This window comes from Halonotius aquaticus (genome assembly GCF_003605575.1).
In the GTDB taxonomy this organism is placed as follows: domain Archaea; phylum Halobacteriota; class Halobacteria; order Halobacteriales; family Haloferacaceae; genus Halonotius; species Halonotius aquaticus.
The window spans coordinates 39300-63798 of record NZ_QKNY01000001.1; the positions used below are offsets into that span (position 1 = coordinate 39300).

Here is a 24499-nt window from a genome sequence, read left to right on the forward strand (position 1 = left end):
CAACCCATCGCCGACAGCCTCGTGTCGTTTTTACTGCTTGGGGGCAACCGTTCAGGTATGACCGCGCTTTCGTTCGATGAAACCGGCGTCGACGTTGTCTACAACGGCACCGAGTTCCGGCTTGAGAAGGAACTCATCGAGGACGCGATCCAGAAATCCTATCCCGATATCACCGACCATGAGGTGCTCCAGATCGTCGAGGAGGCACCCGACCTCTCGGGTGAACCCCAACAGATCAGCGATATTCTCTACGAGTAATCGCCGTTCAGCAACAACGCAGACCGAAAGACAGTTTCCAGCCGTCCGTGAACGGAAGGTATGCTCTCTCTGGCGCTCGCGGGGAAACCCAACGCGGGCAAATCGACGTTCTACACGGCGGCGACACGCGCCGATGTCGATGTCGCCAACTACCCCTTTACCACCATCGACGCCAACCGCGGCGTCGCCACGGTGCGCACCGACTGCCCCTGTCTCGAACTTGATGAGCGGTGCGACAACGACCGCTGCCACGATGGAATCCGCTACGTCCCCATCGAACTCTACGACGTGGCCGGCCTCGTTCCCGGTGCCCACGAGGGCCGCGGCCTCGGCAATCAGTTCCTCGATGAGTTGACGAACGCGGATGCGATCCTCAACGTGCTGGACGCCTCCGGCAGCACTGACGAAGAAGGCGAACCCGTCGAAGCCGGGAGCCACGATCCCGTTGAGGATGTCGAGTTCATCGAACAGGAGATGAATCAGTGGCTGACCGGGATCATCGACCGCAACTGGGAGTCGGTCGAACGCAAATCCCGCTCGCCCGATTTCGATATCAACGATGCGCTCACCGACCTCCTGACCGGCTTCGGTGCGACGACCGCTGACGTAGCGGCCTGTCTGCGGGATCTCGACTATCCCGACGATCCGATCCAGTGGGACGACGACGACACCGAAGCCCTTGCTGCGGCAGTCCGTTCGCGGACGAAACCGATCATCCTCGTCGCCAACAAAGCCGATATCGCCGACGAGGAGACCCTCGAACGACTGCAAGACGCCGCTGAGATCGTCATCCCCGCGACGGCCGACGGCGAACTCGCGCTCCGCCGGGCGTCCGAAGCCGGCGTCGTCGACTACAACCCTGGCGACGACGACTTCGAGATCACCGGCGATATCAGCGACGAGCAGGCCGCGGGGCTTGAACAGATCCGCGAGGTGATGGCCGACCACGGCGGCACCGGCGTCCAGACCGCGCTCAACGCGGCTGTCTACGATCTCCTGGATCACATCACAGCCTACCCTGTTGAAAACGAGACAAAGTGGGTCGACGGACAGGGTAACGTCCTCCCTGATGCCTTCCTCCTGCCGGAGGGGTCGACACCGACTGATCTCGCAGCCAAGATCCACTCGGATATCGCCGAAGGGTATCTCCACGCGGTCAACGGGAAAACAAACCGCCGGATCTCAGATAGCTACGAGCTCGAAGACGGCGACGTGATCAAGATCGTTAGCACGGCGAGTTGAGATTGATCTGCGTGGGCGGCTGCCGCGTTACAATTCGTGGTCGGCGTATATCTCGTCCATCTTTGCGGCCATCACGAAGTCGGCTTTGCGGAGGCCATCGATCTCGTGAGTGAATAGTTCAACACCAACCTCCCCCCACGTGAGACTGAGATCCGGGTGGTGCCACTCATCCTCGGCGAGTTCGCCAACAGCGTAGGTGAACTCCAAAGCATCCCGGAAATTATCGAACTCGTAGGTCGCCTCCAGATGGTGGCCACCAATGACATCCCAGACGCCGGTGTCGAGTTCCGCGAGATACCGTTGGGTCGCGTCTTCATCAAACGGTTCTTGATCGTCGCTGCAGTCCTCAACCGACTCGGACGCTAGGTCTGATACCATACCCCGTGCAACGCGCCCCACGGGTTTGTATCTTGACGCTACAGCAACAGGCAACCCGAGAGCTGCTTCGGCTATCGAACCGCAGCCGCCGCCTCGCCCATAGTCTCGATCGCCTCTCTGAGAGCGTCCTCGTCGGTCGCATACGAGATCCGCGCCAGTCCCGCGCCCTGTTCGCCAAAGGCATCACCCGGGACGACGATCACACCCCGGTCGAGACATTCCTCGACGAAGCCGTCGGGCACGCGTGGCATAGCGTAAAACGCGCCCTGCGGGGTCGGACACTCGATGTCGTGCTCGGCTAATCCATCAAGCAAGATATCACGGCGACGCCGGAATGAATCGGTCATCTCGCTGACAACGTCTTGGAGGCCAGTGAGGGCGGCCTCGGCGGCGAACTGCGCGGGCGCGCTCGCACAGGCTTGGGTGTATTGGTGGACGCGCAACATCCGTTCGACCCGGTCGCTGCTGGCGGTCACCCAGCCGAGTCGCCACCCGGTCATCGAGTACAGCTTCGAGGCGGAGTTGACGACGACGACGTTGTCGCTATCGGCGTACTCCAGCGGTGAGTGGTGTTCGCCCTCGAAAACAGTGTACTCGTAGACCTCATCAGACACGCAGACCACGTCATGTTCGTCGGCGATCCGGGCGAACTCGCGGATGTCGGCCTCGTCGGCGACCGCGCCGGTCGGATTGGCCGGCGAGTTGATGACGAACGCCGCAGTATCGTCGGTGATCGCGTCCTCAACGGCCGCGGGATCAAGGGTCAGATCCTCGCGCAGCCCGACCGGCACTGGATCGCCGCCGACCAGTTTTGTGAGGGCGTCGTAGGAGACAAAGCCCGGATCCGGGATGATGACCTCCTCGCCGGCGTCGACGTGGGCAGCCAGTGCGAGGTGGAGGGCTTCGCTGCCGCCGGAGGTAGCGATCACATCGTCAGGGTCGATATCGAGGCCCTGATCGCGCTCGTATTTCGCGGTGATAGCGTCCCGGAGTGCTGGCCGACCCTTGTTTTCGGTGTAGTCGTCGGCCTTGCCGGCTTCGATGGCGTCAACGGCGGCTTGCCGGGCATGTTTCGGGGTCGGGAAATCCGGTTGGCCCAATCCGAGGTTGATCGCGTCGTCGCCGGCGGCCTCAAACACATCTCGAATCCCACTGATCGAAATCCGTTCCACACGGTCAGCAAATCGGCTCATACCCACACACGGGACGACCGCGCCCATAGCCTTTCGCACTCGGCGGCGGTGATCGAAACGCTCAGGCATTGCTCGGGCGTACCGTCGGTATGGAACGTTCCGGACTGCGGTATGTCGCCGGCATCCTTGCGCTTGCGGTCGCGGCGATCCACGTCTACTGGGGGTTCCCGCGGCTGGTGTTGTATCTCCAGGCCGGTCGGGCTCCCGACCCGCGACCGTTTCTCTTCGTTGGCTCGGCGGTGTTGATCTTTCTTGGCATCGCTCGCGTCCTTGACGGACGCAACGAGCGGGCGATCTATCTGGCCGGGATCGCGCTCATGGGCACCTACATCATCGGCTACGGGCTGTGGCACACCGGCCTCGAACACGGCGGCTTTTGGCCGTGGGGCCCCGAGCCGATCAGCCACAACGAGCCCGCCTGGCAGGTACTTCTCGATCACATGCGGGCAGACGAGCTCGGCGTTGTCTCAAAACTGCTGGAGGCGACGCTTGCAGCCGTTTTAGCCCTGTTGTACCGAGCTGCCGGTGACGAAACGACCGCTGGTGACGATATTCCAGCGATCATTCGGGAGTAACGTTTTCCGTCCGGTTTCCGTTCGCTCAGACGTGAGTCGACTTCGTGCGGTTATCGATCGCCTCTATGCCCTAGAGACGAACCTGCTTGAAGACTTAGCCGTCTCAGCGATTCTGTTTATCGGGATATCGCTGCTGTGGGCGCAAGCGCCCGCAGCGTGGCCACAATTCATCTACTATATCGCGCTGGCTGTCGGGCTGTTTGGCTATTTTCGGTTCGTGAGCCCACCAGAGAACATCGATCGCAAAACGTAGTCGCTCCCGATCAGCAGACCGGCTTAGGGTTGACGCCCATCGCTTCCAGCGATTCGGTGTACTCGTCGTACGCTGCCTGAATCGCCTCGCTTGCGGCCTCGTGGGCACGCTCGCGATCGTCATCCGTTGTACAGATTGCGTCGACAAGGTCGGCTGCCGCCTCGATCTGTGCGTCAACGTCGTCGCCGAGCCCCCGGAAGAGACTGGCTGTCTGCGGGTCGGCTTGGCCGGTAAAGTAGCCGGTATACTGCTCTTTTGATTTCTTTGCGACCAGACAGCGCCCGACGAGCCCGCCGACGCGTTCGACTGTGTCATCGAACGCCCGCAGCACTGACTGAATCGCCGGCGTCTCGCTGTCGGCTGCCTGCGGCGGATCATCGAGTTCGCCGGCGACTGTCTCGTAGTGGTCGGCCTCCTCGTCGGCAACAGTCGCAAAGAGCTCGGCTGCCTCAGCGTGTTCCTCGTCGTCGGCCCACGCATGGAAGGTCTCGCTGGCGGCATCCTCCGCGATGGCGGCTGCGTGGAGTACCTGTTCGGTCTCAAGCTCGCCATTCGTCTCGGCATAGAGGGATTTTGAGGAGCCAAGCCGTGAGAGTGCCGTTTGGTTAGCCTCACTCACACTGTCGACGAAGTCGCTGGCTGTCATGCATGTTGTTAGACAACGAGGGGTCTTGAGTCCTATCGGTTGGGCTGCGTCGCTGAGGGCTGTCGTTCTATTGTCGCGAAAAAATCAATCGAGTCGGAAATACAGTGCGCGGTCGTCACTGCCGGTTCGTCAGCTGCGGTGCTTAGTCGTCAGCTTCGCCCGTCTTCGCGGGTCGGCGATGCCTCCCCGCTCCGATTCGAGGCTTCCGCCTTCGCTTCGCTCAGTCGTCAGCCTCGCCCTTCTCGATCGGCGCGCCAACGAGGTTGCCCCACTCGGTCCAGGACCCATCGTAGTTGATGGCGTCCTCGTAGCCGAGTAGTTCGTGCAGCGCGAACCACGCAACCGACGAGCGCTCGCCGATCCGGCAGTAGGCGACGGTCGTCTCATCGCCGCTGATGCCTTTCTCAGCGTAAAGCTCCTCGATCTCATCGGCGTCTTTGAACGTCCCGTCGTCGTTGGTGACGGCTGCCCACGAGATGTTCTGAGCACCGGGGATGTGGCCGCCGCGTTGGGCGGTCTCCTGGAGGCCGGTCGGGGCGAGAATCTCACCCGTGAACTCCTCGGGGGAGCGCACGTCGACGAGCGGCAGGCCGCGGTCGATGGCGTTCTCGACATCGTCGCGGTAGGCCCGGATCGACTCCCGCGGGCCGGAGGCATTGTACTCCTGTGCAGCAAATGACGGCACCTCGTCGGTCGTGGTATAGTCGTTCTCGATCCAATATTCGCGGCCGCCGTCGAGGAGTTTCACGTCGTCGTGCCCGTAGTATTTGAACTGCCAGTAGGTGTAGGCCGCAAACCAGTTGGCGTTGTCACCGTAGAGGACGACGGTTGAGTCCTCGGTGATGCCGTGGGCACCCAGCAGGTTCTCGAAGTCCTCCTTCGTGAGGATGTCGCGGGTGGTCTGATCCTGCAGATCCTCTTCCCAGTTGAAGCCGATAGCACCGGGGGCGTGGCTCTCCTCGTAGGCCTCGGTGTCAACGTCGACTTCGACAAGTCGGTGGTCGGGGTCGTCGCTCTGGAAGGCGTCGAGATTGTCCTCGACCCAGTCGGCCGTGACAAGCACGTCTTTTGCGTAGTCTGATGACATACACAGCCTCCTATACCCCCTATCCGTATAGACCTACACCCAACGGTGGTTTCGACCGGTCCTAAACGATCCCGGATATTTTTGCAGGCATCGACCCCAGCTGTCGACAGCAGCCGTCGCTGGGGTCGCCGCAGTCCACGCCGCCCGGCTGGTGGCCCACGGTGACTCCACAAAAACAAGCAAGTATATCCGCTATCCGCGAACACCGGCGGCCATCGACCGCGGCGAACCCTTGAATGACCCGGGTGACAAACAGCGTGTATGCCCGAGACACCGCTGGTCGATCCTGCGTGGCTTGCCGACCACCGGGACGACCCGTCAGTCCATATCGTCGACGTTCGTGACTCGTGGGAGTACGACTCGATCGGCCACCTTCCCGGGGCAGTAAACATCCCCTTCGACAGCTACCGCGACGCTGACAGCAGCGACCCGGGCACACTCCCCGGTGCCGACGCCTTCGCCCGACTACTCGGCGAGGCCGGCATCGGCCCGGATGATACCATCGTCGCCTACGATGACACTCACGGCGTGTTTGCCGCCCGACTTCTCGTGACCGCTCTCGCCTATGGCCACGAGAACGTCGCCTTGCTTGACGGCGATTTCAGTTCCTGGCAGCGAGCCTTTGAGACCACAACCGAGTCGCCGACGGTCGAGTCCGTCACCTACGTGATCGATGGCCTCGCAGCAACGGCGCCGATTGTTGATCGAGCGGCTGTTGCGGCGGCGATCGATGATGAGACGGTAACGCTGCTTGACACCCGCGACGAAGCCGAGTACGAGGAACAACATATCCCGGGGGCGATCCGCATCGACTGGCGGGAGTTCGTCGACGACGAGAGCCGCGGCGTCAGATCGGCCGCCGAGATTGAGAGCCTGCTGACCGATCGCGGGATCAGCACCGACCGCAACCAGCGGATTATCCTCTACTGCAATACATCCCGTCGCCTCAGCCACACCTTTGTCGTACTTCGCTCACTCGGCTTTACCGATGTCGTCATCTACGAGGGGAGTATGACCGACTGGACGGCTGTCGGCGGCGCGACTGAATCGCTCGTCTGACCGCGGCGATCATCGCCACGACTCGCCGACACCGTTTACGCGGTTGACGCCGAACCCATCGATATGTCTGATCAACCCGTTGACGACCCACCCAAGACAGCCGATCCAGCTGTCATCGAGTATCTCGTTGTCACTGGTGAGGATGTAGTGACGGCGCTGGAAGCGACACTGGGCACCGGCCGTGAAACAGTGCTGCGGGTTACCCCACCGTTCAGCGGCCGCATGCGCGCTCGGCTCCACGTCGCCGGCACCGCAGGGTCTTACGATGGCCCCGATCCGATCCTTGTCGATCCCCGCGTCCTCGTTGACCCGCTACCGGAGTATCCGACCGCCGCGGATACCGCTGCTGAGTTGGACTCCCCAGCGGCAGTCAACACGGAGCACCATCAGGAAACCCACGCGGAGCGACTGGCCGAGTGGCGTGACACCGTTCGTGGCTCGATCGCTGACGAGGCGACGATCGAAACCGCGGACGGCGCGATCACCGTCGCGGTACGCGCACTTGGGTCGGCGGCTGACACTGACGATGGGGCGGCCGACTGAGTGGCACGAACTATCGACATACGCCTCACAACATAGCCGCGCCGCTCTGGGCGTGAAAAATACGAAACCCCATTCGTCGACCGCTACAACCGCTGTAGGTTCGTCGCGCGGGGGCCTTTGTCTGCCTGTTCGATGTCGAATTCAACTTCTTGGCCCTCTTCGAGATCAGGGCCACCGACATCTTCCATGTGGAAGAACACGTCGTCGTCCGACTCCTCTGTTTCGATGAATCCGTAACCGCCTGTGTCGTTGAAGAACGCAACCGTACCTTGTGCCATTCGCAACTACTCCATGTGAATGAATGTCGTTCTGATACAAATATGTAAGGGTCACTCCGAATCGGAGGGTTCGCCCGCGACGGTACCGCTGTCGCGGCAATCTTGTGGACGACCGGCGGCCGCTGTCACACGGATTTAAATAGCTGAGCGGTGAATCCGAGGGTATGTCGGAGGACGACCCACTCAGCAGGCCGAGCGGACGGGAGTTCGGGTTCGGGCCGATCATGGTGGCACTCCTGTTGCTCATCGCTGTCGGTATCGCTGGCGTCGTCGGCCTCATCTTTCTCGCCCCGGATCTCGTCGAGGTTTCGCCGGGTGGAACCGTTATTGCGCACCAGTTCTGATCGCTTCCTCGGCGGCCGCCAAAGCGTCGCTGCCAACAAACTGATCGACAATGGTGTGCAGTGTTTCCGACTCTGAGCCGTGCAGTTCCTCGGCGTGAGCAGTCATGTTCGGAACGGCGCGAATGATGTTGTCGACGATCGGGATCGCTGCCGTCTGGGCTGACCGGGAGAGGGGATTCAGGTCGATGACGATCTCAGTTTTACCGAGATCGGCGAGTGCCTCGGCGCGGTCGCCGTCCTCCAGTGGCACGACAACCACGTCGGCCGCGCCGATCCCGTCGGCATCGACCTTCGCGCGCTCGTGGCTCAGGTTCGGGATACGGCCGTCGGCTGTGAGTCCTTTCACCTCGTCGGCACCGTGTTCGCGGAGGTGAGCGGCGATGGCCTCCATTCGTTTCTCGGTGCGATTGAACAGATTGACCTCGATGTCGGCGTCGACGGCGGCGGCAAGCGCGACGATTTCCGGGGCGACCAACGCAGCGACGTTGCCGTTGACCGAGAGCACCGGGTGGTCGGCCAGCAACAACTGGGCGGCTGCGGCACGTTCGGCCGCATCCGCACTCGGAATCGTTTGCTCACCCAACAGATAGTCGAAGGCCTCGCCGCGACCTTGGGCGATCAGCCCCTGTTTGCTTGTGATCCCCTTCTCGACGCCTGCCTCGATTCGGTGCCGCGTCAGCAACGACGCATACCGCGGGTGATCCTCCGGTAGATCGATCTCGCTCATTGTCGGGTCTTCGACTCCGGCGGCAAAACGTTCGCTCTTCGGGGTCGACAGCCGACCGGCATCGCTCACCGCTGCTCAGAGTTTGTCGGCTGCCTGGGCCTGCTCGGATCGCCGCTGTGACTGCGCCAGCCGTCGTTCACTCGCCCGCTCAATCTCGTTGGGCAGCGAGTCGCTGGCTTCCGCCAGCCGGGTGGTGGCTCGCTCAAGCCGATCTTCGACGTTGGCGAGGCTTTGGTCGGCCTGCCCGCGGTCGCCGGCCGCGGCCCGCTCGGCGGCCCGGCGGGCGGCGTCGGCGATGGCATCGAGGGCTCGTCGCAGGCCACGGATCGCGTTTTCCGATCCCTCCAGCGTCTCGTTGCGGCCACCCGCGCCACCGGAACCATTCGTTTCGTCGTCACCATCGTCAGCGGTCTCCTCGACGGCTGCGACGGCCGCACTCGTCTCTTCGGCCACGTCGGCGAGATACGTTGCCAGCGAGGCCTTGCCGGTCTGGGGATTGGTGAGCCGAACTCGCTCGTCGGCGTCCGTGGCGGCTTGATTGATGCGGATCGCGCCGATCTCGTCGTCGCTATCCCTGACTTCGGTCGTGTACGCGCCGCCGCGGTGGACGTAGACGGCGTCCGGCCCCGACAGCGGCGCGTCGTAGAGCCGGCCGGCGAAGTCATCCTCAACGGCGAGATCGGTGAGATCGCTGTCGGTGTCGGCGGGATCGACTTCGAGTTTCGTTGCGTTCTCGCGGGCAACGAGCGGAATCGAGCCCTCGACGCCCGCCGGTGTCGTTTCCGTCTCCTCCTCGACGCCGACTGTCTCGCTGTGGGGCTCCACACCGGCTCCGTTGACGGTCAGCCGGTGGTCGCCCGTGGGTACGTCGTCGACGACGGCGACGCCGTTGAACGTCGGGACAGCTGCTGGATCGCTCTCCAGCAACGCGACCCCTTCGATCCCGAGGTCGGCGGTTGTGAGCCCCTCATCCTCGGGAGCGTCGTCGTTGCTGACAGCCTGTGAAAGGCTGGCGACGACGGTTGACGCCGAAGCCGGCGCGCCGATGGCGTCGTATCGCTCGGCCAGCGTCGCGCGGTGGTTTCGATCCGAGATATCCGCGGCCGGATCGTCGTACCGGGGTTGCCCCCACGGCACGCCCGTGGTCGTGATGTGGCCGGCAAAGGCGTCTTCGGCGAACTGCGGCACCGCAAACTCGAAGCTCAACTGCGGGCCGGTGAATGCCGTGATGTGCTCGATCTCCCGGGTCGAGACGAGATCGTACTCGGCGTCGATGCTGGCCTCGTTGTCAATTTGGTTGGGTTCGTCTCGGCCCGCATATTGGAAGACCGAGCCCGTGGCTCTGGCGGGAAGTTCACTCGGTGGCGAGGCAAGCTCCTGAAACGAGCTCACGGTCAACGAATCAGGGAGCAGATCGCCGCGCTCGACAGCGGGCAGTCGGTCGTGCTCGTAGAGCGGCGCGCCCTCATACTCCGGGACGAGATACGGGAGTCGCGACCCCTCATCGCGGGGTAACCCATAGGCGATTGGGAGATTGATGACGTCCTCGACGGTATCGATCGCACTGTTGGTGATGTCCGCGAGCGCGCCGTCGATCGACAGCCGTTGGAACCGATCGGCGAGGTCGTTGACTGACAGCGCGCTGGAATGTGATCCCAACTCCGAGAGGATCCGGGGCTGGGCGTCTGGATCGGGATCGAGGAACTCGTTGTTTGGAACCTTCCGGGAGTGTGAGCTGGCGACGTAGAGTTGGGGTTCGTCGGTGTCGGTGTCGACGAACACGTGGAGAACTTCCCAATCATGCCAGTGGAAGTTGGTCGTGAACTGGTCGAACGCCGAATAGTACCAAAACTGGACAACCGACAGCGGCGAATCTTCATACGAGACCCCGTGGTAGAACAGCGTCGGCTCCGGTGGCGATGCTAACTCGTTCGACGCCGCCGTATAGTCGTTGAGCGCGTCGAAACCGTCGACAACCGTTTCGCCGTCCTGTTCGGATTCGAACGCCCTGGGATCAGTCGGAAACCATTTTTCGGCCTCATCAAAGTACAGCGTCGGGGCATACTCTTCGGCGAGTTCCTGGGTTCGCTCTTCGCTTAGCGTCGTGGTGCTGCGATCCGGTGCGGGCTCAGTGGCCGAACAGCCGGCGAGCGACGCCGTCCCGGCAATGCCAAGCGATGTGAGGAGACTGCGACGGTCAAGGGTCAGCGGTGGTGAGGGCATCGCTCACCAAACACATCCCGGAGCTCTGATTGGCGAACAAGTCATGTATTTGTTTCAGCGAGCGGACGAATAGGTCTTCTGGCGGACGAACGCCACAAAATAGTATCAGCTCAGTCGCTTCGCGGTCGCGTTGCCGTCACCGCTCATCGATGAGTCGAGCCCCGCCGGCGTCGACCCGGCACTGGTGGGCGTCGTAGCCGGCCGCCGAGAGTTTCTCGCCGGTCGCAAAGACGGTGTTGCCGAGCATCGCCATTGCGGCACCGGTGTCGATGTCGTTGCCGGTGTCGCCGCCGACCTCATCGACGGCGTCGAGAGCCGCAGCCACCTCGTCGGTCACGAGTCCCGCCTCAGCAGCGAATTCCCGGGAGGCGGTCATAAATCGGTCGAGCGTCGGCCACTCCAACAGGTGGCTGAGTGCAGACTCACCGGCGCGGGTCAGTTCGTCGGTATCACCGGACAGCACCGTTTCAGTCGATACCTCGCCAAACGTGACGTACTCGATTTGGGGGCGAGCGGGCAGTCCGTCAAGTCGGCCGTGGCTCGGCGAACCCGGATCAATCCGGATCGGCAGCCCGCCGCGGGCTTGGGCGACGACATCGCCAAGCCCGGTGCCGGCGTCGACCTCCGCGCAGTGGGCGAGTGTGATCAACTCGTTTTCGGTCTTCCCGCAGTCGAAGACTGTGTTGGCGGCGAGCGCGGTGCCAAGCGTGAGTGCGCCGGAGACGCCGAAGCCGGCTCCGAGCGGCAGCGACGTGGTGGCATCGACGGCGGCATCGACGCCAAGGCGGGTGCACACGTCAGCGACCGGTAGCATCTCGATGGTCTCGCCGTTGAGTCGGAGTCCCGAGCCGGGACTGACGGTTACCTCGACGCCGTCGGTGAGCGTAATGCCGGCTCCGCGGCTCCCTGCCTGTGCGCACGTGGTGGCTGTGTGCGCGCTGAAAAAGCCGGTGATATGGCCAGGAACGAACGCCGTCGCCGACGGCTGGCTGTCCCCCGCTGTCATACCCCTACCAGGGGTAGCGAGCGATTAATTCTTGCTGGTTCACTCGCGGGGTGACTCGTGTTCTGTAACAGTCGACCGCGCCTCGTCGACCGTTACGTCCGACGCCGTCCCGAGTAGCTCCTCAAGCCGCCGTTCGAACTCGGCGTCATCGATCTCGCCGCGAGCGTATCGGTCTTTGAGTGCTGCAACAGGATCGTCGCTGTCGGCTGCGTCGTCGGTGTCATCGGACTGCTGGTAGTATCGCAGCAGGCCCATCACCGCCGGGAGAATGCCGCCGAAGCCGACCGGGAAAACGATCCAGAACCACGAGACATCAAGCGCGAGGAGGCCGAAGGCAACGAGTAAGATAAGCGCTGTTGTCACGCCTGCGGCGACCTGCTCCAGCGGTGTCCCCGTGTCGTCGGCAGCGACAAGCTCAGCAGGGCTATCGCTCATATCCGGCTGTATTCAGTGCGATCGCAAAAAGGTGAACGTCGCTGTCGGCTATGGGCTCAGCCGCTGTCGATCCCGTGGGAACTCACTCGCAGCAAAGCTGCTCGTTGCTCCCGCTCGATGATCGCGGCGTCGCTCACGGCTCCCGCCGGTCGCCGTTCGCTGTCGAGGTCGCAAGCGACCTCGCTCCCTACGGCGACAGCCGCTGTCGATCTCGCGGGAACAGCACGCCCTCGCGGATGTTATCCAGCCCGAGCAGCGTCATCACGAGTCGCTCGCCGCCGAGGCCGAAGCCGGCGTGCGGCGGCATCCCGTATTTGAACATCTTCGTGTAGTAGTCGAACGCCTCGGGGTCGAGTCCCTGCTGTTCGAAGCCCTCGATCAGGTGATCGTAGCGGTGTTCACGCTGGCCGCCGGAGACGAGTTCCATCCGCGGATGCATCAGGTCGAAGCCCGTCGAAAGCTGCTCGTCATCGTCCTGATCCATGATGTAGAACGGTTTGATCTCGCTGGGCCAGTCGGTGATAAAGTAGTGTTCGCCCACGTCCTCGCCGAGGGCGACCTCGCCCTCGGTCGGCAGGTCGTCGCCCCACAGCAGTTGCTCGTCGAGTTCGCCGGTCGCGTTGATGCGCTCGATGGCCTCCTCGTAGCTGAGTCGCGGGAAGTCGCCCGTTGGGACTTCGAACTCCTCGGCGAGGCCGAGGGCGTCGAGTTCGTCTTCGCAGTTTTCTGCAACCGCTTCGTAGGCGGCGGTGACGACGGCTTCGGCCACGTCCATCGCCTCGTGGTGGTCGCAGAACGCGCCCTCAAAGTCGATGGATGTTGCCTCGTTGAGGTGTCGCGGTGTGTTGTGCTCCTCGGCGCGGAAGATCGGGCCGATCTCGAAGACGCGCTCGACGTTGGAGCCGGCGATCAACTGTTTGAACAGCTGTGGGCTCTGGTTCATGAAGGCCTCCTCGCCGAAGTAGGTGATCGGGAAGAGTTCGGTGCCGCCCTCGGTACCGGTGGCGACGATCTTCGGCGTGTTGATCTCGGTACACTCGAGCTCGCGGAACTGCTCGCGGGCGGCGTGTTGGATTTCCGCGCGGATCGTGAAGATCGCCTGCACCTCCTCTTTGCGGAGGTCGAGCGTCCGGTTGTCGAGCCGCGTCGAGAGTTCGGCGTCAACTTTCCCGGAGGGATCAAGCGGGAGTTCGGTGTCGGCCTCGGCGACAACCTCGACCGAGTCGGGCGTGATCTCGACGCCCGTCGGTGCGCGTGGCTCCTCGTCAACGTCGCCGGTGACCGAGATGACGCTCTCGCGGGCGACGTTGAGCCCGGTTTCGACGAGGTCGTCGTCCATCTCGTCTTTTTCAAACTTGATCTGAATCTTGCCGGTCGTATCGCGCAAGATCAGAAAGGCGATGCCACCGAGGTCGCGGAGTTCGTGCACCCAGCCGGCAACTGTGGCCGTCTCGCCGGGGGCAGCATCCGCGGTGTAGGTTCGGTTTTCCATACCCGATGCTGTCGGCGGCTGCCCTTAAACTCGGCTGATTCCGGTTGCGCTCGCACCCGGTGTCGGTTGATCCCTGCCTCGGGGCGTTTTTACCACCACGCGACGAACGCGAGGGCGTGCTGACGAAGGATCTCCTCCGGGTCTCCCGCCGCGGCGGTCGCTATCGCCCCGAGTTCATCGGCCGGCCCCATCGCCCGTTGGCCGCGACACTCATCGGCACCTATCAGGGCCACGTCGGCGAGACACGAGAGACGCTCGACGAGGCCGTCGAGACCATCGAGCGCGATGAGGACGATTTCAAGCTCGTGCGGGGGTTTGCTGCCCTCCTTGATCGGGAGGCGACCTTCGAGACTGACGCGCCGCTGCCGCCCGAACGCGCCCGCCGGGTCGCCTTCGAAGCCGCCGAAGCCGTTGGTGTTGCCAGCGAGTCCGAACGCGAGCAGGCGATCACACAGGCGGCCGACGACCTCGCAGTCGAGCCCGACGCCATCGAGGACTCGTTGTACGCCGACCGCGACTGCAAGCAACGACTGGCAGAGTTCGATCCCCGGTGGGATCCCGATAGCCTCATCGAGCAGTACAATCTTTCACTGGCCCAGACCGCGCTGTTCGACGCGACCGAGGTACGACTCAAAAGCGACGATCCACGGGCGGTGATTGCAGCTGTCAAGCGACTCGGGTTGATGTACGAGATCGAACAGCCCGACAGCGACGGCGATGACGTGACCGACGACGACAGCCCGCTGGCGGGCCAGCGAACGGTGGTCGTCACAGGCCCTGACCGCCTCTTTCGGCGCACGCGGCGGTACGGCACCGCCTTCGCCCGCCTGTTGCGGTCGGTCGCGGCCACGAACGAGTGGGAACTCCGAGCAACCGTCGACGACCACGGCACCGACCGCGAGATGACGCTCCGCAGTGGCGACGTGTCGGTGCCGGGTGTCGATCCCGTTGCCGAACCGAGCTACGACAGCGGCGTCGAGCGCGATTTCGCCGCGCGATTCGAGGCACTCGACCTCGACTGGGAACTACAGCGAGAGCCGGATCTCCTCGAAACCGGATCGAGTGTGATGATCCCGGATTTCGCCTTCGATTACCGCTATGCTGACTTTCGGGTCTACTTCGAGGTCATGGGGTTTTGGACGCCGGAGTACGTCGAAAAGAAGCTCGGCCAACTGGCTGATGTCGAGGCTGTCGAACTCATCGTCGCCGTCGACGAATCGCTGGGCGTCGGTGAGGAAATCGCTGCTGAGGATCACCGTGCGATCCCCTACTCCGGCACAGTTCGCGTCAAAGACGTTGTTGACGTGCTCAGAGAGTACGAGGCTGACCTCGTTGCCGACGCGGCCGCTGACCTGCCAGCCACGATTCAGCCCGACGACAACGTGACAACGCTGGCAGCCGTCGCCAAGGCGTACGGCGTCTCGGTTGATGCAATCGACGGTCGAACGTTCCCGGATCACGATCGAGTCGGGCAGTTGCTCGTCCGACCGGCCGTGTTGGCGACGGTGGCCGAGGAGCTGTCGGCCGGAATGTCGCTGTCGGAGGCCGAAGCCGTGTTGGACGACTACGAGCTGACCGACACCAGCGCGGTGCTGTCGGCGGTCGGCTACCGCGTCAAGTGGGACGGGCTCTCAGGTGGGACGCTTGCGGAGCGAGAGCCGCAGACTAGCGAGTGACACGGTTGCTTTTCCCGACGTGTCCCAAAGGAAGGCTATGGCCCTCGCACACCTGTTCGGCTCAAAGTGGACACGGATATTCAGTATGCTTTCGGTCGTTGTCACCGGCCTGCGAGCGTTGCTCGGGGGGAATCGTCGCCTCGGCGCGCTGCTGCTTGGGGTTGCATTCCTCGCGTACCGCTGGTCGCCGGTCGGCATCGCACTCACGCTGCTGTACCACCGCTACGGCGATCAGATCACACGGCGGGCACTCGATGGTGACGCCTAATCCGTCGACAGCGGCGACAACGATTCCTGATTCCCTTTCGGCACGGTTGAGCGCAACTCCCCGTAGACGTACAGGCCAACACCGATGGGTTCGCGTTCGCCGCCAACGTCGTGGGCCGCGATGAGATAGCCCCAGTCGCCGTCCCAATCAAGTTCCTGATCCTCGCCGCGGGCGAACGTCGCCGCGGCTTCGCCGTCGATCTCGATGACGTTTTTCGTCGCGTGGCCGCCGAACCGCTGGATCGCGCTTTGGGTCGGCTTCCAGTGTTCCTGCCGTGTGCGCAACACGGTCATGCCGAGGCCCTCGACGCAGATCGGACTCGGCGCGTCGGCGGCGAAGATCCAGATCTTGCCTTTGCCCTTCTCCCAGAAAGAGAAGTCCTCGAAGACAGCGGGGTCGATGTCGAACCGTTCGGCGAAGAAGTCGATGACTTCCTCGCGTGAGGCGCGCCCCTCGACCTCGCGGTTGGCCGCCGTCGCCGGCAAGCGGCCGAACTGCTGGCCGACATTTTCTTGGGCGTCGCTCATGCCGTCACCTCCAGTTTCGCACAGTAGAAGCCGCCGGTGTCGTTGAGATGCGGATAGATCCGATGGGTTTGTTCGACGCTCCGGTCGTAGTTGGCACCCTCCCACTCGGTGACGCCAGAAACCGAATCGAGGGGGCAGTCGAAGTCAACGACCTCGCAGTCCTCGGTCTCCAGCACGTGATCGACAACAGCCTCGTTCTCCTCGGGGGCGAACGTACACGTCGAGTAGACGACCGTCCCGCCCGGCTTGGTCGCCTGGACGGCCCGCGAGAGGATGCCCTTTTGTACCGCTGCAACGCTGTGAACGTGCTCCAGCGTCCACTCCTCCAGCGTCGTCGGATTTTTTCGGATTGTTCCCTCACACGAGCAGGGTGCGTCAACGATAGCGCGGTCGAATTCATCGAAGCCGAAGTCCTTGAGCGAGAAGTTCCGGCCGTCCTGTTTGGTGACGACGAGGTTCGTGACGCCCAGCCGTTCGGCGTTGTGCCGCAGCGAGGAGAGCCGCCCGAGGTTGTTATCGTTGCCAACGACGGTGCCGCGGTCGTCCATCATCGCCGACAGCTGGGTCGTCTTGCTGCCCGGGGCGGCACAGCTATCCCAGACCTTCTCGCCCGGCTTTGGATCGAGCGCGAGCGCGGGCACCGCCGAAACCTCCTCTTGGCCGTGGAGCCAGCCGTGGAAATACGGCCAGTTTGTCCCCGGGCTGGCCTCGGGCAGCCGGAGAAGCTGGTCGTGCCACCCAACAGACTCGTATTCGATGCCTTCATCGTCAAGGGCGCGACGAGCGCGCTCTGGAGCAGTTTTGATCGTGTTGACGCGGACGACCGAGGGCAGCGGTCGCTCGCAGGCCGCAAAAAACGCCGCTTTGTCGTCGACGAGCGGGGCGTACCGCTCTAAGGGATTCATGGCGTCCGTTTCGCGGCCGCTGGTTTGTCGGTTTCGCTCCGTGTGACCCGTCTGGTGGCCCACCCGCCAGCGACACCAACGATTAGGTGGATCGCTCCTGTCGACACTATATGGCTCGTATCGAGTACCAGCTGGATGATGTTGTACTCGACAGCCCGACGCTCATCGAAGGCTTTCCTGGCGTCGGGTTAGTCGGCAAGATCATCGTTGACCACCTGATCGAGCAGTTGGGGATGGAGCACTATGCAAACGTCCACTGTGAGGGGATTCCGCGGGTGGCGACCTACCAACCCGACAGCAGCGAGTTGGTGACGCCGGTCAGACTCTACGTCGACAGCGACCGCGAACTGATCGCCCTCCAGAGTGACGTGCCGATCAAGCCGAATGCCGCCACCGCCTTCGCCGACTGCGTGACCGGCTGGTTCAAAACCGAGGATGTGTTGCCCATCTACGTCTCCGGGCTGCCGCGACAGCCTGACGAGCAGGCCGAACCACCAGCCCTCTACGGCGTTGGAACCGGCGGCGGCTCAGAACAATTGGCGGCAGCAGGCATCGACACGCCCGCAGAGATGGGGATGGTTTCGGGGCCGACCGGCGCGCTGCTGTCGCATGCCCTCGACAACGACACGACCGCAGTAGGGTACATCGTCGAATCCGACCCGCAGTTTCCTGATCCAGACGCCGCAAAAGCCGTGCTCGAACGCGGCATCGAGCCGATCGTCGATCGCGATATTGACACGAGTGAGCTCACCGACAAAGCTGCGGAGATCGAACAGGCTCGCAAACAACTGCTGAAGCGGATGCAGCAGGCCACAGAGGAAAGTAGCCGCGCCGAGCCGATCCGGATGTACCAGTAGGCTTCTGAACCCTTAAGCCGCCGAAGGGCCTCCTCCCGTGTATGAGTGAAGACGCAGCAGCGGTCGAGGAATCAGATCCCGAGACGGACGCTGCAGCCGACGAGCCGACCGACGATGACAGCGAGGCCATCGAAGCTCTGCCCGCAGACGAACTCGTCGACCGTATCATCGACAGCGACGAGACACTCACTGAGCCGGCAACGGAACTTCGATCCCGGATCGAGGCGTTGGAAAATGAGGTCGCCGAAAAGAACAACGAGATTGATGAACTCACCGAGAAGCTCTCTCGTGCACGAGCCGACTTCAAGAACTACAAGAAACGAACCAAGCAACAACAGGAGGAGATGAAGGCGCGGGCGACCGAAGAGTTGGTCGAACGGCTGACTGATGTCCGGGACAACCTCGTTCGCGCACTCGATCAAGACGACGACGCTGACATCCGCCCCGGCGTTGAGTCGACGCTGGAGTCCTTCGATCGGGCACTTGAAGACGAAAATGTCGCGTTCATCTCGCCGGCGGCCGGCGACGAGGTCGACCCTGAACGCCATGAGGTCATGCAGCGCGTCGACAGCGACCAGCCCGCAGGCACCATCGTCGACATCTACCAAGAGGGCTACGAGATGGCCGACAAGGTGCTCCAGCCGGCGCGAGTGACGGTCAGCACCGACGAGTAAGACCCCAGCGACGCTGCTGTGAGACCGAGACTGGTGCGTTTGCGGTTTATTTAAACACACCGACTGTCTCACCTCATCTATCGGCCTAATCGCAAGACAGCGTCGATATTGTTGGTTCGCTTGTGTCGCCGTGTCTAGTAACCTTTAACCGATCCAAGGCGGTAATTCAGGGCAAGATGGCCAGTGAGAAAATTCTCGGTATTGACCTTGGCACCACGAACAGCGCGTTTGCAGTGATGGAGGGTGGCGACCCGGAGATCATCGTCAACGGCGAGGGCGACCGGACGACCCCATCGGTCGTCGCCTTCGACGACGACGGCGAGCGACTGATCGGCAAGCCAGCGAAAAATCAGGCCGTTCAGAACCCCGACAAGACGATCCAGTCGATCAAACGCCACATGGGCGAAGAGGACTACGAGGTCGAGATCGACGACGAGAGCTATACGCCCGAACAGATCTCGGCGATGATCCTCCAGAAGATCAAACGCGACGCCGAGGAGTATCTCGGCCACGACGTCGAGAAAGCTGTCATCACCGTGCCGGCGTACTTCAACGACCGGCAGCGACAGGCGACGAAAAACGCCGGCGAGATCGCCGGCTTTGAGGTCGAACGCATCGTCAACGAGCCGACCGCGGCGTCGATGGCCTACGGGCTTGACGATGAATCCGACCAGACTGTTCTTGTCTACGACCTTGGTGGCGGCACGTTCGATGTCTCTGTGCTGGAACTCGGCGGCGGCGTCTACGACGTGGTTGCCACGAACGGTGACAACGACCTCGGTGGCGACGACTGGGATGAGGCGATCATCGACCACCTCGCCGACGAATTCGAAGACGACCACGGGATCGACCTCCGCGACGATCGGCAGGCTCTCCAGCGACTCAAGGAAGCCGCCGAGGAGGCGAAGATCGAACTCTCCTCGCGGAAGGAAGCCAACATCAACCTCCCGTTCATCACGGCGACCGACTCCGGTCCTGTCCACCTCGAAACGTCGATCACACGAGCGACCTTCGAGAACATCACCAAAGAGCTAATCGAGCGAACGGTTGAGCCGACCGAGCAGGCTCTCGACGACGCCGACAAATCGAAAGGCGACATCGACGAGGTCATTCTCGTCGGCGGATCGACCCGGATGCCGCAGGTGGCTGACCAGGTCGAAGAACTCGTCGGTCAGGAGCCCAAGAAAAACGTCAACCCCGACGAAGCCGTCGCGCTCGGCGCGGCGATTCAGGGCGGCGTCCTCGCCGGCGATGTCGACGACATCGTCCTGCTCGACGTGACGCCGCTGAGCCTCGGGATCGAGGTCAAGGGTGGTATCTTCGAGCGACTGATCGAAAAGAACACGACGATCCCGACCGACGCCTCGAAGGTCTTCACCACGGCGGCGGACAACCAGACCTCAGTCCAGGTTCGCGTCTTCCAAGGCGAACGCGAGATCGCCGAGGAGAACGAACTGCTCGGGGAGTTCATGCTGTCCGGGATCCCACCAGCGCCCGCAGGAACGCCGCAGATCGAAGTTGAGTTCTCGATCGACGCCGACGGTATCGTCAACGTCTCCGCCGAGGATCAGGGCTCGGGCAACGCCGAGTCGATCACCATCGAAGGCGGCGCCGGCCTCTCCGATGAGGAAGTCGAACGGATGCAGGAAGAAGCCGAGCAACACGCCGAAGAAGATCAGCAACGTCGCGAGCGGATCGAAGCCCGCAACGAGGCCGAGGGCGCGGTTCAGCGCGCCGAATCCCTGCTTGAGGAGAACGAAGAACAGGTCGACGACGATCTTGAGGCCGATATTCAGGATGCGATCGAGGATGTCGAAGCAGTCCTCGAAGACGACGACGCCGAAACCGAGGAACTGCAAGAGGTCACCGAGAACCTCTCGGAGGAACTCCAGGAGATCGGCAAACAGATGTACCAACAGCAGGCCCAGCAGGCTCAGGCCGGCCCTGGCGGCGCGGGCGGCCCTGAAGGCGGCTTTGGGCCCGATGGTGCCGGCGCAGGCGGTGCTGCTGGTGCTGACAGCGAGGGCGACGAGTACGTTGACGCTGACTTCGAAGACGCCGACGAAGACGACGAGAAAGACGAGTAAGCCCTCGCGCGCCCTCTGACTGTTACTGAGCTATTTCTTTCTGATTGTTGCTGCTGATTCAATCCCAAACAATGGGATAGTCGGCGTCGGCGATGACGCTGTCAGTTGTGATGATCGCATCCGTCCCTCGGGCACGATGACTGGCGACGATCAAGCCGTCGTGAATGCTAAACTCGCTTTCCACCTGCGCGTATTCGGTGAGTGCCGCGTTGTCGACTGGGGCAACCGACACAGGGCCGTCCTCGACCAGTGCCCGTCTGGCGTCATCCGGTGTGCCCGCGAGTGAAACACCCCGGATCGATGTGTCGTGGCTGACCGAATACAGCACTTCGGCGAGTGCTGTGCTCGGGGCCTGTATCACAGCTTCCCCGGCTTCGGCCTCGGCGAACACCCGGTCGGCAGCGTGAGGCAGCGCATCAACGAGATACACCAGCATCGAGACGGCATCGGCCGTATACGACTCCATCTACTCCTCCTCGTAGTTTCGATCCCGGCGGGTTCGCAGTCGGGTCGCTAACTCCGATGCGATCTCGTCTCGCGTCTCTTGGGGGGTATCGTCAGGAACGAGCATGCCGCGACCACTCCCCTGCGTTCGTTTTTTCACGACGATTCCGTCGTCTGTATCCACCCACACCACCTCGTCGCCGGGTTCCAGATCGTATTTCTCACGGAGGGGCTTCGGGATCGTCGCTTGGCCTTTCTCCGTGACACGCGTTGACTTGCTCATACGTGGTAATACTTCTTGTAATATCTCAATCTTGTGGCGAGACGCTGTCAGACTGGTTCGAATGGCGGTTCGTCGCCGTCAACGCATCGAGAAGCGTCACCGCCGGTGTTTTTGCCAGCGGTTCGTTTCCGTTGCCACACTGCGGCGACTGAACACAGGCCGGACAGCCGTCTGCGCAGTCACAGTCATCGATCAGCCGAGCGGTACGGGTCATTAACTCCTCGACGATCTCGAAGCCGGCTTCGGTGAGGCCGACGCCACCGGGGTAGCCGTCGTAGATGAAGACGGTCGCCCGCTCGGTGTGGGGGTGGTGTGGGATCGACAGCCCGCCGATGTCGCCGCGGTCGCAGAGCAGCATGAACGGGAACAGCGAGATCATGCCGTGTTCGGCGGCGTGAATGCCGCCATTAAATTCCCAGTCAGAGTGGGTATCCCGAAGGTCGCGTTCGACGGCCGGCGGGACGGTGAAATAGAGGGCTTTCGTTCGCAACGTCGTTTTCGGCAACTCCAGCGTTTCCTCGCCGATGACCTCGCCGGTGCGGCGATCTTTGCGCTGGAAGCCGGTGATCCGCTCGGTGACGGTGACATCGGCGAAGTGAACAGTCGCCTCGGCATCAGACTCAGTATCCGCCTCAGCGTCACCCGTCGCGTACGGCAGTGATTTTTCGGTGAGATCGTCGTTGACAACGACCGATTTCTCCGCAAGGACTTGCGTGTAGTAGTCGGCCCACGAGGGTTGGAGTTCGGCGACATCGCGGTCGAGATCGAGTTTGCTTACCTCGTAGGTCTGGCCCTGCTGGTGGTAGATCGCACCGCGGTGGGCGTCCCGGAGGGCATCATCGAAGCCCAGCGTGGCGATCACGTCGTTGCTGCGAGCGTCAAGGAGGTCAATCTCGCGGTCGCCGATCGTTCGGAGGTTCATGGTGTGCTGTGGGCTGCCGTCGCCGTCGTGCAGCCAGCGAATGCCATCCTTCGTCTCACGGCGATCCAACCGACCCTCGTCGACTAACTCGCTGACAGCGTCAGGAAAGTCCTCGCCAAAGTGTGTCTCGTCGGCGGTCGATAGCCAGTTTTCAGCGGCGGCGCAGGCGACGTGATCCGCCAGCAACTCACGGTTGTCGGGATCGACGATGGCCTGCTCGGGGTCGGCCTCGAAGAACTCCTCGGGGTGTGTCATCAGATACTGGTCGAGTTGATCCTCCCCGCCGACGAACGCGACGAGGGCGGGATCGGTGCCACGACCGGCGCGACCGGCCTGTTGGGAGGCCGACATTCGCGTGCCGGGATAGCCGTCGAGGATGACAGCGTTGAGGCCGCCGATGTCGACGCCGAGTTCGAGGGCGTTCGTACTCCAGATGCCTCGCAAATCGCCGGACTGGAGGTCGCCTTCGATCGCTCGGCGGGTGTCATGGTTGAGTGCGGCCTGATAGGCGCGGATCTTGTCGGCGAGGTCGCGCTCGCCGCGATTGCGGAGTTCGTCGCTGCTCTCGGTGGCGTACTGCTCGGCGGCCTGCCGAGCGCGAGTGAACGCCAACGTCTGGTAGCCGCGGGCGACGAGGTCGACGAACAGCGATTTCGATTCGGTGTGACTCGACCGTCGACGGCCGCTGCCGTGACCGCGCTGTGCATCTTCGTACTCGGGCGGGTTCCACAGCAGCCAGTGCCGCGGGCCGCGCGCGCTGGTATCGTCGTCAACGAGGGCGAACGACGACTCGTCGCGGCCGGTGATCCGAGCGGCGTGTTCGACTGGGTTGCCGATCGTCGCCGAACAGCAGACGAACTGTGGATCGCTGTCGTATCGCTCACAGATGCGGTTCAGTCGGCGGAGCACGAGAGCGACCTGCGTGCCAAAAACGCCGCGATAGCCGTGGATTTCGTCGATGACAACGGTTTCCAGCGACGAGAAAAACCACTCCCACAGCCGGTTGGCATAGGGCAGCAGCGCGAAATGAAGCATATCCGGGTTCGACAGCAGGACGGTCGGCCGGCGGTCGCGGACATCTCGCTTTTCGCTATCGGAGAGACGGCCGGTGTATTGATCGACCGACACCCGGCTGCCGAAGCCGAGGTCGTGAGCGAGTTCTGAGAGTGTTTCGTCCTGATCAGCGATCAGCGCGTTCTGGGGGCCGAGATACAGTGTTCGCCCGCCGTGATCCATCGCGCGCTCGAAGGCTGGCACGGTGTAGGCGAGACTCTTGCCGCTGGCGGTTTCGGTGGCGATGACGGCGTTGTCGCCGTCGCGGACGGCGTTGATAGCGGCGGCTTGATGCTCATAGAGTTGGTTGATTCCGCGGTCGGCAAGAGCTGATTTGAGGCGGGATTCGAGGTCGATATCGGCGAACTCGGCGTCGCGGGCTGGGAGGGTTCGATGGGCGACGATCTGGCCATCGTAGTGTGGGCGTGTTCGCAGCCAGTCGACGAGCTCGTTCACACCCATCGTTCGGTTCCAGCGATGCTAACGGTTGTGGTGGGTGGTCGCTGTGTAGGCGGATCGACAGCCAGTGAAGTCGCCAAACCGATTAATTCACAACGGCGCACGGAAACGTTGAGATATGTACGAGACGGTGCTGTTCCCGACCGACGGTAGTGAGGCGGCCAGCGAAGCCGCATCTCACGCGATCGATCTGGCGGACAAACATGACGCTGCCATGCATATTCTCTATGTCGTCGATCACGAGCGCGTGAGCCAGATGGCTCCCAAACTTGGCAGTGACCACATCAAAGGAACACTCCAGGAAGAGGGCGAACGCATCACCGATGAGGTTGCTGACGCTGCGAGTTCGGCAGGCCTCAATACGGTTGTGAGCATCCGCGAGGGCGCACCCGGCGAGACGATCACGAACTACGCCGACGATATCGACGCCGATACGATCGTGATGGGTACCAACGGCCGAACGGGGATGGATCGGCTGCTGATGGGCAGTGTCGCCGAACGCGTGATCCAAAACACGGAGCTGCCGGTCATGACAGTCAAGCGAGCCGAGGACTGAGGCGGCTGGTCAGCGTGTGCGCACACAACGATAAGGGATTTATGAGGCT

General features: G+C 62.7%; 28 protein-coding genes. 13 read left to right on the forward strand and 15 right to left on the reverse strand.

What is annotated here, in order from left to right:
• The first annotated feature begins 57 nt into the window (after positions 1 to 57).
• Positions 58 to 258, forward strand: coding sequence for a DUF5800 family protein (locus DM826_RS00205; RefSeq protein WP_120100001.1), 201 nt, complete (start codon positions 58 to 60; stop codon positions 256 to 258).
• 60 nt (positions 259 to 318) lie between these two features.
• Positions 319 to 1500 carry a redox-regulated ATPase YchF gene (locus tag DM826_RS00210; protein ID WP_120100004.1) on the forward strand — a complete coding sequence of 394 codons (1182 nt, stop codon included), beginning with the start codon at positions 319 to 321 and terminating at the stop codon, positions 1498 to 1500.
• A 27-nt stretch (positions 1501 to 1527) separates the two neighbouring features.
• Here the strand turns inward: DM826_RS00210 and DM826_RS00215 are convergent, their stop codons facing one another.
• The gene (locus tag DM826_RS00215; protein WP_120100007.1) at positions 1528 to 1878 is read right to left on the reverse strand and encodes a 4a-hydroxytetrahydrobiopterin dehydratase; all 351 of its coding nucleotides are present in this window, start codon (positions 1876 to 1878) and stop codon (positions 1528 to 1530) included.
• A gap of 71 nt (positions 1879 to 1949) precedes the next feature.
• Positions 1950 to 3071, reverse strand: a complete 1122-nt coding sequence (locus DM826_RS00220; RefSeq protein ID WP_120100009.1) for a pyridoxal phosphate-dependent aminotransferase — start codon at positions 3069 to 3071, stop codon at positions 1950 to 1952.
• A gap of 89 nt (positions 3072 to 3160) precedes the next feature.
• Between DM826_RS00220 and DM826_RS00225 the strand changes: the two genes are divergently transcribed.
• Both DM826_RS00225 and DM826_RS00230 read left to right on the forward strand, forming a co-directional pair.
• The gene (locus DM826_RS00225; protein WP_120100011.1) at positions 3161 to 3646 is read left to right on the forward strand and encodes a hypothetical protein; all 486 of its coding nucleotides are present in this window, start codon (positions 3161 to 3163) and stop codon (positions 3644 to 3646) included.
• Between the two features lie 31 nt (positions 3647 to 3677).
• Positions 3678 to 3899, forward strand: a complete 222-nt coding sequence (locus DM826_RS00230) for a hypothetical protein (protein WP_120100013.1) — start codon at positions 3678 to 3680, stop codon at positions 3897 to 3899.
• Positions 3900 to 3909: 10 nt separating this feature from the next.
• Here the strand turns inward: DM826_RS00230 and DM826_RS00235 are convergent, their stop codons facing one another.
• Both DM826_RS00235 and DM826_RS00240 read right to left on the reverse strand, forming a co-directional pair.
• Complete coding sequence (locus tag DM826_RS00235) at positions 3910 to 4545, reverse strand: rubrerythrin family protein (RefSeq protein ID WP_120100015.1); 636 nt, start codon at positions 4543 to 4545, stop codon at positions 3910 to 3912.
• Positions 4546 to 4765: 220 nt separating this feature from the next.
• Positions 4766 to 5632, reverse strand: a complete 867-nt coding sequence (locus DM826_RS00240; RefSeq protein WP_120100017.1) for a sulfurtransferase — start codon at positions 5630 to 5632, stop codon at positions 4766 to 4768.
• A gap of 261 nt (positions 5633 to 5893) precedes the next feature.
• Here DM826_RS00240 and DM826_RS00245 point away from each other — a divergent pair, with 261 nt between their 5' ends.
• A complete protein-coding gene (locus DM826_RS00245; RefSeq protein ID WP_120100020.1) occupies positions 5894 to 6691 on the forward strand; it encodes a sulfurtransferase in 798 nt (265 codons plus the stop codon).
• A 63-nt stretch (positions 6692 to 6754) separates the two neighbouring features.
• Positions 6755 to 7234, forward strand: coding sequence for a hypothetical protein (locus DM826_RS00250; protein WP_120100023.1), 480 nt, complete (start codon positions 6755 to 6757; stop codon positions 7232 to 7234).
• An 83-nt stretch (positions 7235 to 7317) separates the two neighbouring features.
• Here the strand turns inward: DM826_RS00250 and DM826_RS00255 are convergent, their stop codons facing one another.
• Positions 7318 to 7512, reverse strand: coding sequence for a cold-shock protein (locus tag DM826_RS00255; protein ID WP_120100026.1), 195 nt, complete (start codon positions 7510 to 7512; stop codon positions 7318 to 7320).
• A 164-nt stretch (positions 7513 to 7676) separates the two neighbouring features.
• Between DM826_RS00255 and DM826_RS00260 the strand changes: the two genes are divergently transcribed.
• Positions 7677 to 7856, forward strand: coding sequence for a hypothetical protein (locus DM826_RS00260; RefSeq protein ID WP_120100028.1), 180 nt, complete (start codon positions 7677 to 7679; stop codon positions 7854 to 7856).
• Here the strand turns inward: DM826_RS00260 and DM826_RS00265 are convergent.
• The 5 genes from DM826_RS00265 to aspS form a co-directional block, all read right to left on the reverse strand.
• Complete coding sequence (locus tag DM826_RS00265; RefSeq protein ID WP_120100031.1) at positions 7837 to 8583, reverse strand: 4-phosphopantoate--beta-alanine ligase; 747 nt, start codon at positions 8581 to 8583, stop codon at positions 7837 to 7839. The genes DM826_RS00260 and DM826_RS00265 overlap by 20 nt on opposite strands.
• A gap of 75 nt (positions 8584 to 8658) precedes the next feature.
• A complete protein-coding gene (locus DM826_RS00270; protein WP_120100034.1) occupies positions 8659 to 10806 on the reverse strand; it encodes a hypothetical protein in 2148 nt (715 codons plus the stop codon).
• 136 nt (positions 10807 to 10942) lie between these two features.
• Positions 10943 to 11812 carry a pantoate kinase gene (locus DM826_RS00275; protein WP_120100036.1) on the reverse strand — a complete coding sequence of 290 codons (870 nt, stop codon included), beginning with the start codon at positions 11810 to 11812 and terminating at the stop codon, positions 10943 to 10945.
• Positions 11813 to 11851: 39 nt separating this feature from the next.
• A complete protein-coding gene (locus DM826_RS00280; protein ID WP_120100039.1) occupies positions 11852 to 12247 on the reverse strand; it encodes an SHOCT domain-containing protein in 396 nt (131 codons plus the stop codon).
• A gap of 187 nt (positions 12248 to 12434) precedes the next feature.
• Complete coding sequence (gene aspS / locus DM826_RS00285) at positions 12435 to 13739, reverse strand: aspartate--tRNA(Asn) ligase (protein ID WP_120100041.1); 1305 nt, start codon at positions 13737 to 13739, stop codon at positions 12435 to 12437.
• A gap of 116 nt (positions 13740 to 13855) precedes the next feature.
• Between aspS and DM826_RS00290 the strand changes: the two genes are divergently transcribed.
• The gene (locus DM826_RS00290) at positions 13856 to 15415 is read left to right on the forward strand and encodes a DUF790 family protein (RefSeq protein WP_120100044.1); all 1560 of its coding nucleotides are present in this window, start codon (positions 13856 to 13858) and stop codon (positions 15413 to 15415) included.
• Between the two features lie 37 nt (positions 15416 to 15452).
• The gene (locus DM826_RS00295) at positions 15453 to 15683 is read left to right on the forward strand and encodes a hypothetical protein (RefSeq protein ID WP_120100046.1); all 231 of its coding nucleotides are present in this window, start codon (positions 15453 to 15455) and stop codon (positions 15681 to 15683) included.
• Here DM826_RS00295 and DM826_RS00300 read toward each other — a convergent pair.
• The gene (locus tag DM826_RS00300) at positions 15680 to 16210 is read right to left on the reverse strand and encodes a DUF7122 family protein (RefSeq protein WP_120100048.1); all 531 of its coding nucleotides are present in this window, start codon (positions 16208 to 16210) and stop codon (positions 15680 to 15682) included. The genes DM826_RS00295 and DM826_RS00300 overlap by 4 nt on opposite strands.
• Positions 16207 to 17115 carry an RsmB/NOP family class I SAM-dependent RNA methyltransferase gene (locus DM826_RS00305; RefSeq protein WP_120100257.1) on the reverse strand — a complete coding sequence of 303 codons (909 nt, stop codon included), beginning with the start codon at positions 17113 to 17115 and terminating at the stop codon, positions 16207 to 16209. The genes DM826_RS00300 and DM826_RS00305 overlap by 4 nt, the downstream gene beginning before the upstream one ends.
• 110 nt (positions 17116 to 17225) lie before the next feature.
• On the opposite strand from DM826_RS00305, the gene DM826_RS00310 reads away from it, so the two are divergent.
• From DM826_RS00310 to dnaK, 3 genes are all read left to right on the forward strand, one after another.
• On the forward strand, positions 17226 to 17972 hold the full coding sequence (locus tag DM826_RS00310) for a proteasome assembly chaperone family protein (RefSeq protein ID WP_120100051.1): 747 nt from the start codon (positions 17226 to 17228) through the stop codon (positions 17970 to 17972).
• Positions 17973 to 18013: 41 nt separating this feature from the next.
• The gene (gene grpE, locus DM826_RS00315; RefSeq protein ID WP_120100053.1) at positions 18014 to 18646 is read left to right on the forward strand and encodes a nucleotide exchange factor GrpE; all 633 of its coding nucleotides are present in this window, start codon (positions 18014 to 18016) and stop codon (positions 18644 to 18646) included.
• 176 nt (positions 18647 to 18822) lie between these two features.
• Complete coding sequence (gene dnaK / locus DM826_RS00320) at positions 18823 to 20733, forward strand: molecular chaperone DnaK (protein WP_120100055.1); 1911 nt, start codon at positions 18823 to 18825, stop codon at positions 20731 to 20733.
• 58 nt (positions 20734 to 20791) lie between these two features.
• On the opposite strand, the gene DM826_RS00325 is transcribed toward dnaK, so the two are convergent.
• From DM826_RS00325 to DM826_RS00335, 3 genes are read right to left on the reverse strand one after another with little or no spacing between them, the layout of a single operon-like run.
• Positions 20792 to 21199: a hypothetical protein gene (locus tag DM826_RS00325; protein ID WP_120100057.1), complete on the reverse strand. Its 408-nt coding sequence runs from the start codon at positions 21197 to 21199 to the stop codon at positions 20792 to 20794.
• A complete protein-coding gene (locus DM826_RS00330) occupies positions 21200 to 21460 on the reverse strand; it encodes an AbrB/MazE/SpoVT family DNA-binding domain-containing protein (protein WP_120100059.1) in 261 nt (86 codons plus the stop codon). It lies immediately after the preceding gene.
• 25 nt (positions 21461 to 21485) lie between these two features.
• Positions 21486 to 23891 (reverse strand): DEAD/DEAH box helicase, encoded by a 2406-nt coding sequence (locus DM826_RS00335; RefSeq protein WP_120100259.1) that lies wholly within the window; start codon positions 23889 to 23891, stop codon positions 21486 to 21488.
• A 121-nt stretch (positions 23892 to 24012) separates the two neighbouring features.
• Here DM826_RS00335 and DM826_RS00340 point away from each other — a divergent pair, with 121 nt between their 5' ends.
• Positions 24013 to 24450 carry a universal stress protein gene (locus tag DM826_RS00340; RefSeq protein WP_120100062.1) on the forward strand — a complete coding sequence of 146 codons (438 nt, stop codon included), beginning with the start codon at positions 24013 to 24015 and terminating at the stop codon, positions 24448 to 24450.
• Positions 24451 to 24499: the final 49 nt, after the last annotated feature.